The 8,669-nt window shown below is 32.7% G+C and carries 11 protein-coding genes; 10 read left to right on the top strand and 1 reads right to left on the bottom strand.

Going from position 1 to position 8,669, the window contains the following annotated elements; all coding sequences use genetic code 11:
* Window positions 1-123, top strand: a 123-nt coding sequence (locus CHB72_RS28145) for a sodium ion-translocating decarboxylase subunit beta (protein WP_141131566.1), incomplete at its 5' end; no start/stop codon positions are given.
* A gap of 309 nt (window positions 124-432) precedes the next feature.
* On the opposite strand, the gene CHB72_RS23365 is transcribed toward CHB72_RS28145, so the two are convergent.
* On the bottom strand, window positions 433-675 hold the full coding sequence (locus CHB72_RS23365) for a winged helix-turn-helix domain-containing protein (RefSeq protein WP_089285282.1): 243 nt from the start codon (window positions 673-675) through the stop codon (window positions 433-435).
* Between the two features lie 56 nt (window positions 676-731).
* On the opposite strand from CHB72_RS23365, the gene CHB72_RS23360 reads away from it, so the two are divergent.
* The 9 genes from CHB72_RS23360 to CHB72_RS23325 all read left to right on the top strand — a co-directional run bounded on the left by CHB72_RS23360 (window position 732) and on the right by CHB72_RS23325 (window position 8,664).
* The gene (locus CHB72_RS23360) at window positions 732-1,220 is read left to right on the top strand and encodes a hypothetical protein (protein WP_089285281.1); all 489 of its coding nucleotides are present in this window, start codon (window positions 732-734) and stop codon (window positions 1,218-1,220) included.
* A 45-nt stretch (window positions 1,221-1,265) separates the two neighbouring features.
* Complete coding sequence (locus CHB72_RS26885) at window positions 1,266-1,412, top strand: hypothetical protein (protein WP_176431573.1); 147 nt, start codon at window positions 1,266-1,268, stop codon at window positions 1,410-1,412.
* 100 nt (window positions 1,413-1,512) lie between these two features.
* Entirely contained in the window at window positions 1,513-1,971 is a 459-nt protein-coding gene (locus tag CHB72_RS23355) for an ATP-binding protein (RefSeq protein ID WP_089285280.1), read from the top strand.
* A 299-nt stretch (window positions 1,972-2,270) separates the two neighbouring features.
* A complete protein-coding gene (locus tag CHB72_RS23350; protein WP_089285279.1) occupies window positions 2,271-3,308 on the top strand; it encodes an AbrB family transcriptional regulator in 1,038 nt (345 codons plus the stop codon).
* 635 nt (window positions 3,309-3,943) lie between these two features.
* Window positions 3,944-4,612, top strand: coding sequence for a GntR family transcriptional regulator (locus tag CHB72_RS23345; protein WP_089285278.1), 669 nt, complete (start codon window positions 3,944-3,946; stop codon window positions 4,610-4,612).
* Window positions 4,613-4,793: 181 nt separating this feature from the next.
* On the top strand, window positions 4,794-5,870 hold the full coding sequence (gene citC, locus CHB72_RS23340) for a [citrate (pro-3S)-lyase] ligase (RefSeq protein ID WP_089285277.1): 1,077 nt from the start codon (window positions 4,794-4,796) through the stop codon (window positions 5,868-5,870).
* A gap of 257 nt (window positions 5,871-6,127) precedes the next feature.
* Window positions 6,128-6,802 carry a GntR family transcriptional regulator gene (locus CHB72_RS23335; RefSeq protein ID WP_089285276.1) on the top strand — a complete coding sequence of 225 codons (675 nt, stop codon included), beginning with the start codon at window positions 6,128-6,130 and terminating at the stop codon, window positions 6,800-6,802.
* Between the two features lie 234 nt (window positions 6,803-7,036).
* Window positions 7,037-8,101, top strand: coding sequence for a Bug family tripartite tricarboxylate transporter substrate binding protein (locus CHB72_RS23330; RefSeq protein ID WP_242975251.1), 1,065 nt, complete (start codon window positions 7,037-7,039; stop codon window positions 8,099-8,101).
* 92 nt (window positions 8,102-8,193) lie between these two features.
* Window positions 8,194-8,664 (top strand): tripartite tricarboxylate transporter TctB family protein, encoded by a 471-nt coding sequence (locus tag CHB72_RS23325; protein WP_089285275.1) that lies wholly within the window; start codon window positions 8,194-8,196, stop codon window positions 8,662-8,664.
* Window positions 8,665-8,669 lie beyond the last annotated feature (5 nt).

Genomic DNA, 8,669 nt, shown 5'->3' with positions numbered 1-8,669 from the left:
TCACAGGTTGTTGGACAGAAAGAAAATCCTAGCAACTTTCTATTAATGCATGCTATGGGACCGAACGTTGCAGGAGTTATCGGTTCAGCAGTAGCGGCAGGGGTTTTACTATCCCTATTCTAAGATAAAATTTTATCCTTCGGTGTATTGCTAAGACCCCCGCTTCTTCTAGATAAACAAACTAAGCGACTAACACAAAATCAAAGATTTTGGTTATCTGCTTATAGATAAACAAACTAAGTGACCAACACGAAAGTTAGAAACCAAACTTTCGGTTGTCTACTTATGAATTAAGTCTCATTTTATAAGTTGTTTATATGAAAAGAAGATGTATAAAATACATCTTCTTTTTTATGTTATTTTAAGGTTTTTCAAGAACTTCAGGACTAGAAAAATATAGATAAACTTTAAATCTTTAAATTAAGTGTAAATCTATGAATCTTCAACACTAAATTTATAGCCTATGCCCCAAACTGTTTTGAGATACTTTGGTTGGTTAGCATCATCTTCTATTTTGGTCCTAAGATGTCGTATATACACCATAATTGTGTTGTCTCCTATTCCAAAGTCAGCCCAAACATTGTTATATAACTGTTCCTTTGTAAAAACCTTATTAGGATTATTAAGGAAAAACTTCATAAGCATTGTTTCTTTTGAAGTTAATGGTATTTCCATATCATTTTTATAAAATTTAAATGTATTATTATCAAATTTAAATGGAGGTAGGGGTTATGAATTTGTTACCATGGGGAGGACCTACTGCTAGAGCAGCTGTTGTTACAAACATGGATGCAAACGTTATCTGGCATATGTTGATTCCTATGCAGCTTAACAATAGTGGAATGCTTGATGAGATGGCATTATTGCTTTTAGGTGTAATACCCTCTTTCTTAGCTAGATACCTACATGTACTTATGGGGATATTAGCATTACCTATAGGACTAATGCTTGGAACAGATTCTTATTTCTACGGTTTGCTTCCTTTAGCCATTGGAGTAGGTTCTAAGTATGGAATAGCTGATATAAATATGGCACTTACTATGTTGATTGGTAAAAATGTGGGAATTCTAATTAGTCCGCTTGTTCCCGCTACTTTTCTTGCGGTAGGTCTTGCTGATGTCGATCTAAAGGATCATATTAAATTTAGTTTTAAATGGCTATGGGTAATCAGTATCCTAATGCTAATTGCGGGTTTTATATTGACAATAATCTCAATATAATTTTCACCTAAGAAAATGAAACTATAGACATAGGGAGGTTATTTTATGGTTAATTTATATGAAGATGGCGTATATTTAATAAATGGCAATGATATTATTACTGACCCTCATAATGCATCAATTCTACTAAAATCAAAATTAAATGATAATATTCCAACAAGAAATGAAGCAGCAAAAAATACCATAGGATAGTGATTTATACGAAGATGTATCAGAAATATACGATGCATCCCAAAAAGCTAAAGATATTATTGAACAAATACTAATTTATAGAAGGGATAAAAACTTATCGATGTTTAAATTGATTGACATTAATAGCATTATTGATGAAAGTATTAAGATGATGAGATCTATGCTCTCAGCTAATATCACCATTATACATAATGGTGATGAAAACTGTGGGTACGTTTATGGAAATCCTACTCAACTAAATCAAATTTTTATTAATCTCTACACCAATGCCTACCATGCCATGAGAGAAAATGGGGGAACTATTGAAGTTAAGCTTAGAAAGGTTAGATGTAGGGAGATATCTTGTCTTAATGATAAGAGATTTGATAAGGATATGTCGGTTGGAGAAGGTACAGGGCTTGGTCTTTCAGTAGTACAAGGTACCGTAGTTAACCATAAGGATGAAATAACTGTTGAAAGCAAAAAAATGTTGGTAATATATTTACTATTTACTTACCTTGCTTTGAATCTTCAAATAAAAAAGAACTGGATAGAGAAATCTTACAGAAAAGAGAAGTGAATTTCAGTATCCTGTTAGTAGATGACAATACTAAAATAATTAAAATGCTTAACAAGGGACTTGTTGCACTGGATAGCAATATATGATTGAGGAAATTAAGTTTCTCGCTAAAATTTCATGATTTCTTCAAAGGAAATTTAGTCCATTTGTCGAATATACATTTAAGTGGGTTGGTTCTTTTCCGATGGTTTTGTCCTACTTAATCTATTGGAGAAATTGGAGTGAGACCCCTTTTGTATGTGATGAAATTTACTCATCTCTTTTAAAATTTTATAGCAAAGGAAAGAAGGATATATTCGATGAATTATTTAATGCTTATTTGTATTGGATTGTTAGGCTGGTGGTTGTTAAAAACCTTAAAGGCTCCAGCTGCAGGCTTGATAGGTCCAATGTTCTTTGTTGGTATTACCAATATGCTAGGTTTTAATTTTCCAGAGCTACCAAAGCTTTCGGTAACAATATTTCAGATAATTTTAGGGATTTTTGTTGGGATGAAGATAAAAAGAGAAGAATTCAAGGTATTAAAAAATAGAAATATACTCTACGCTGGTATATTAGTACTTGCATGGACCGTTAGTTCTTCTCTACTTGCAGCCAATACCCTTATGACTTTTACTCATCTCGATGTTGCAACAGCTCTTCTTGGAGGTACACCAGGAGGTCTTTCGGAAATGAGTGTTGCTGCTTTTTCCTATGGAGCAAATGTTCCAACAGTCGCATTATTGCAGCTTCTTAGATTAACATTTATTGTGCTAACCATACCTTTCTTAGCATTAACAATTAAAGAAAAAAATGGATGTATACATGGACAGAAATGTGATGAGACTGTAGAAAAGGAAAAAGAGAAAAAATCAATAAATCCAGAAATTATAGCCAGTGGGGTGCTGTTAGGCACATTATTTATCTATCTTGAGATACCGGCTGGGGGGTTAATTGGTTCAATTATTGGGGTAGGAATAAGCAGTGTAATGCTTAAAAAATCTGCATATCTACCTAAACATATTCATTTAGTAGCCCAGATAGGAATTGGTATCAGTGTGGGACTTAAATTCACTGAAGAGACATTACATCAGTTAAGGCAACTGATAGGGCCCATGATTATTTTGCCTTTTTTTATGGTGATAAGTGGAATTATATTAGCTTTTATTATAAAAAGCATCACTAAATGGGATATTAGCACTTGCTTGTTATGCTCGGCGCCGGCAGGATTATCCCAAATGATTATTGTTGCTGAAGATATCGATTGTGATATTTTTATGGTTAGCTTTTTTCAAACAACAAGACTTTTAACAATATACTTAATACTTCCCCAAGTATTTACTTGGTACTTAAAGTGAAAGAGTATTTAATACAAAAAAATATTAGAAATAATAATCTTCTTTTATGAAATTTTGAAAAAAAGGTAAATACTTAAACAAAACTTAAGCCCTTAGTATAAGACTGAGGGCTATTTCAATTATTAACAGGGTTCTTTAATGCCACTATTTTTTAAACAAAAATGAAAAAAATTTTAAAAAAAGAAGGATTCTTTCATAAAAGAAAGAATAATTATTTTACGGGAAAAGGGTATACCAGTATACATAGAGAATGAGTGCAATTACAGGGAAAAATATAATAAAAGCAATCAAGCAAGTATTTTTCTATTATAGAATGCAGTTGACGCTAAAGAACAAAGTCTTTCTTAGGAAAATGAATAGGTAGACTTTAGGTGAAACAGTTAAGTGAATAATACGGAATCTCGAATTTAAATTATTTACTTATGCTCCATCTATTTATACTAAAATACAGGACAGAAATTATATCAATTCTATTATTCAAAGTATAAAAGGATAGAATTAATGAAACTTACGTTATAACTTATCCATAATTTGAGAAAGTAGATAAGTTTTTATGTATTATAAAAACATAGTAAAAATAATAAAAAGATTGTAATAATCTTGATCGCTTGAAATTTAGCTAGGAGGTTTAATTGATGAATGCAGAACTAGGACCAGTAGAAGTGTATGATTTACGACCTATTCGAGAAATTGTTTTTCAAAAGTTAAGAGAAGCTATTATTGATGGACGTATAAAAAAAGGAGAACATTTAGTTGAAAGCATAGTTGCGACAAAAATGAGTGTAAGCAGAACGCCGGTGAGAGAAGCATTAAGGCAATTAGAAATAGAAGGATTGATTCTTAACATTCCAAGAAAAGGTGCTATTGTACAAGGAATTACTAAAGAAGATGCTTTAGATATTTATGATTTAAGAGAGGTATTAGAAGGACTAATGGCTAGACTAGCCTGTAGAAATATTACTGAAGCTGATATTAATAGGTTAAAAGGCATTATAGAGCTTATGGAAGAGGCTATTAATAATGAAAATTATGATGAGTTTCTAGTGCTTCATGGAGAATACAATACAATTATATTAAATAGTAGCAAAAATAAACGACTACAATCCACATTGAAAAATTTATACGAGTATTTAACAGGTCTAAGGAGCATTTCTTTATTTACAAAAGATAGAAGAATGGTGGCATTAGAAGAACATAAAGAAATTGTGTATGCACTAGAAAAAAAAGATGAAGATCACGTTGAGACACTGACAAGAATGCATATTAGAAAAGCTAAAAAAGCGTTTTTAAGTAATTTAGAGTAATCTGTTTTTTAAGTTAAAATTTATAAATAAAAAAGTTTCAGCTAATTATGCTAACTTATCGGAATAATGCTCAAAAAACCAAGGTAGAGGAAAACGTATATAACGCGACATTTTAACGGTGCTATTGACATCCTAAAGGCAAGTGGAATTGAAAAGTAGGATAGAAAGAGGTGAATAAGCCTTGGAGTATTTTTTACAGGAGAAAATTGTTGATTTAAGAAATCATAGAGAAAGAATGGAAGTAGAGAACTTCTTGAGGAAGTATGGACTTATGCTGGAAAAAGATGTTGAGTATACCGTTGCGTTGCTTTATAAGGAGCGGTTTATTGCGACTGGATCCTTAAGCAAAAGAATTCTTAAGTGCATAGCAGTTAATCCAGAATATCAAGGGATGGGTATCTCTACAAAAATAATAAGTCATTTAGTCAATGAAGCCTATTATCGGGGGAATACTCATTTGTTTATTTACACAAATTCTGAAAATGCTTATCTATTCACTGATGTGGGATTCCATAAGATTGCAGAAATTACTGGTAAAGTATGTCTACTAGAAAATAAGCGACATGGGTTAGAGAGCTTTGTAGCAAGTCTAAAAGAAACCAGTGCAGCGAAGCAAAAAAATAATAACATTAAGGGGGATAAAGTTGCTGCTCTTGTGATGAATTGCAATCCTTTTACCCTAGGGCATCAATATATAATAGAAAGGGCTGCTGCAGAAAGCGAGAGTGTCCATATCTTTATTGTATGGGAAAATCGATCCAGCTTTCCCCCAGAAGTACGTTATCATTTAGCAAAAGAAGGTACCAAACATTTATCTAATGTAATATTACATAAAGGAATAGATTATATCATTTCTAATGCGACTTTCCCCTCCTATTTTTTGAAAGAGGACAAAACTATTGTCAGAGTTCATGCTCTATTAGATTTAGAAATATTTAAAACCTTTATAGCACCTGCTTTAAACATCAAAAAGAGATATATAGGAGAAGAACCCTATTGTCCTGTTACCAAAATATATAATGAAACTATGAAAGAAGTTTTGCCATCGAGTGGCATTACTGTTAAAGAATTAAAAAGATTATCCGTTGAAGAGGTTTGGGTTAGTGCCTCTAAAGTAAGAAAATTCATTATGACAGGTGAAATTGAAAAAGCTAAAAGCATGGTACCTCAATCAACCTATGAATTTTTATTGTCAGAAGAAGGGCAACAAATTATTAGGAGAATGAATGTCTTGGGAGAGAAAGAAAAAAGACGTTAAAATATTCTGTTTTTTTAAAAAATAAAAGAAGGATTTTCCATTTTAGTAAAGAATATACTTACATAAGAAAATTTGTATACAAGGATACAGATATCCCGAAAGACCGGAGTGATAATTATGCATTTAGAAAAACGTTTGCAAATTGATCACTCGTATTAAATCCTAAAAATTCTAAGAAAAATGTGATATTTAGATAATACAGGTAAAATATCATGATTGAAAGTATTGTATATTCTGTTAGTTAGGAGGTTTAGTTGATGGACGTGGAATTTGGTGCAGTAGAAATATATGATCTGCGGCCTATGCGAGAAATTGTATTTCAAAAGTTAAGAAAAGCTGTTTTTGATGGTCAGATAAAAAAAGGAGATCACTTGATAGAAAGCCTCATTGCTGAAAAAATGAATGTCAGTAGAACACCTGTAAGAGAAGCATTACGACAATTAGAAATAGAAGGGTTGGTACTTAATGTGCCACGCAAAGGCGCTATCGTGCAAGGAATCACAAAGGAAGATGCTGTAGATATTTATGATTTAAGAGAAGTATTAGAAGGGCTTATGGTTAGATCAGCTTGTCAATATATCACTGAAAACGATATCAATAGATTAAAAAAAATTATTAAGCTTATGGAGGCGTCAATCCAAAAAGAAAAATATGATCACCTATTAGAACTACATGGGGAATATAACACAATTATATTAAATAGTAGCAAAAATAAAAGGCTTCAAGCTACGATGAAAAACATATATGACTATTTAACAAGCTTAAGGAGTATTTCTTTATATCATGAATCTAGAAGAATAGTAGCGCTTGAAGAACATAAGCAAATTGTACAGGCACTAGAAAGTAAAGATGGGGAAGCTGCCGAGATAGCAACACGAACTCATATAAGAAAAGCAAAGGAAGCCTTCTTAGATAATTTAATTCAGCGATAAGAAGTATAAAGGTTTATAGGTGAGTAGCTTAAAGAGCTTTGCTGGCAATGCGTTTAGGAATCAATAACTAAAAAACACTTTAAGAACAATTATTTTCACCGAAGATTGTATACTGGTATACGAGGATACTTATTAATGCAATCTCAAAAAGGTTTTAAGCATCTTAGTAAAAACTAGAATGCTTAATATAATGAAGTACATACAAAAATCAATAAAAAATAAGGAGGGAAAGAAATGAAAAAAATGAGTGTGAAAAAAGTATTTATGTTGGCAGTATTAACAGTTTTAGTAGTATCTTTACTTTTAACAGGATGTGCTCCAGCTAATACTGAGCCAGCACCTGCTGAGACGTCAACGGGTGAACCAGCAGTAACTGAAACACAAGCAACAGATTATCCAAAACGTGCTATGGAATTTATTGCACCATCTGGAGCAGGCGGTGGATGGGATTTAACGATTCGAACAGTTGCAAAAACGTTGCAAGATACTGATCTAGTATCTGTACCAATGCCTGTTACAAATAAGGAAGGTGGCGGCGGTGGCGTAAACTTAGCCTATATGCAAGAGAAAAAGGGCAGTGATACCCTTGTATCTGTTTATTCACCACCATTAATTCTTATTAATTTAAATGGTTCTTCTCAGTTGAGCTACAAAGATACGACACCACTTACTAGATTAATTACTGACTATGGGGCTTTTGTTGTTTCAAAAGATTCAAAATATCAAAGTATCACTGAAGTAATGGATGCATTGAAGGAAGATCCTAAAAGCATAAAAATTTGTGGAAATTCATCAGCTGGAAGTATGGACCATATTCAATTCTTAATGATTGCTAAAGTAGCAGGTGTTGAGAATGTTGGTGAAATAGACTATGTAGCTTTTCAAGATGGCTCAGGGGCATCTCAAGTATTAGGTGGACATGTTGAAATTTTCTCAACAGGACTTAGTGAAGTGAGAGGGCTTATAGAAAGCGGAGATTTAAGAGTTCTTGCATCTACTGCTGATAAGAGAGTTGGTACAGGTGTTGTTGCAGAAGTAAAAACCTGTAAAGAGCAAGGTATTGATGCAACCTTTGAAAACTGGAGAGGTTTATTTGGTGCACCAGACATGCCAGATTATGCTATTGCATACTGGGAAGATGTGTTAGCTAAAATGGTTGAAACAGATGAGTGGAAAGCTGCCTGCGAAAAAAATGGCTGGGATGACGCTTATCAAAATAAAGAAGATTTTAGTAAATTTTTAGAGCAAGTCAATGAAGATTACAAAGCAGTTTTAACTGAAATAGGAATGATTCAATAATAAATAGAAATGCTTAAATAGTACTTTAGTTACGTAGAGCCATAGAAAGCTATGGCTCTACGTAACTAAGAATTCAATGGAGGTGTAAGGTAATGAATTACTCAGCATTAACAGGTGTTGTATCAATAATTGTTGGGCTAGTTTATAGTATTCAGGCGTATACTCTTCCTCGAGCCGTTATCGGAAAACCGATGGCACCCATTATTTTCCCACTGGGCTTAGGTCTATTTATGATTCTGCTTGGTATTGTATTGGTTATACAATCTATAAAAAAGGGGGAATTTGCACGTGGGAAAAGTACTACTGAAAAGGGATTAAGCTATACCGCTAAATTGATTATATTCACCTGTACAACAAGTATTATATATGCTCTATTATTTGAAAGAATTGGTTTTGTTTTTTCAACAACACTTTTCCTAGGTTCTCTTTTATATGCAATCAACGGCAAGAAAGAGTGGAAGGTCAACGTATCTGTTGCCGTTATCTTTAGCGTATTTGTCTATGTTTTGTTTTCAAAGCTACTTGGAATTATACTTCCACCCATACCTTATTTGTATATATAATTTGA

The organism is Anaerovirgula multivorans (assembly GCF_900188145.1).
Taxonomy (GTDB): Bacteria; Bacillota; Clostridia; order Peptostreptococcales; family Natronincolaceae; genus Anaerovirgula; species Anaerovirgula multivorans.
Note: the sequence above shows the minus strand (reverse complement) of the source record. Positions and strands in the feature narration are given on the sequence as shown.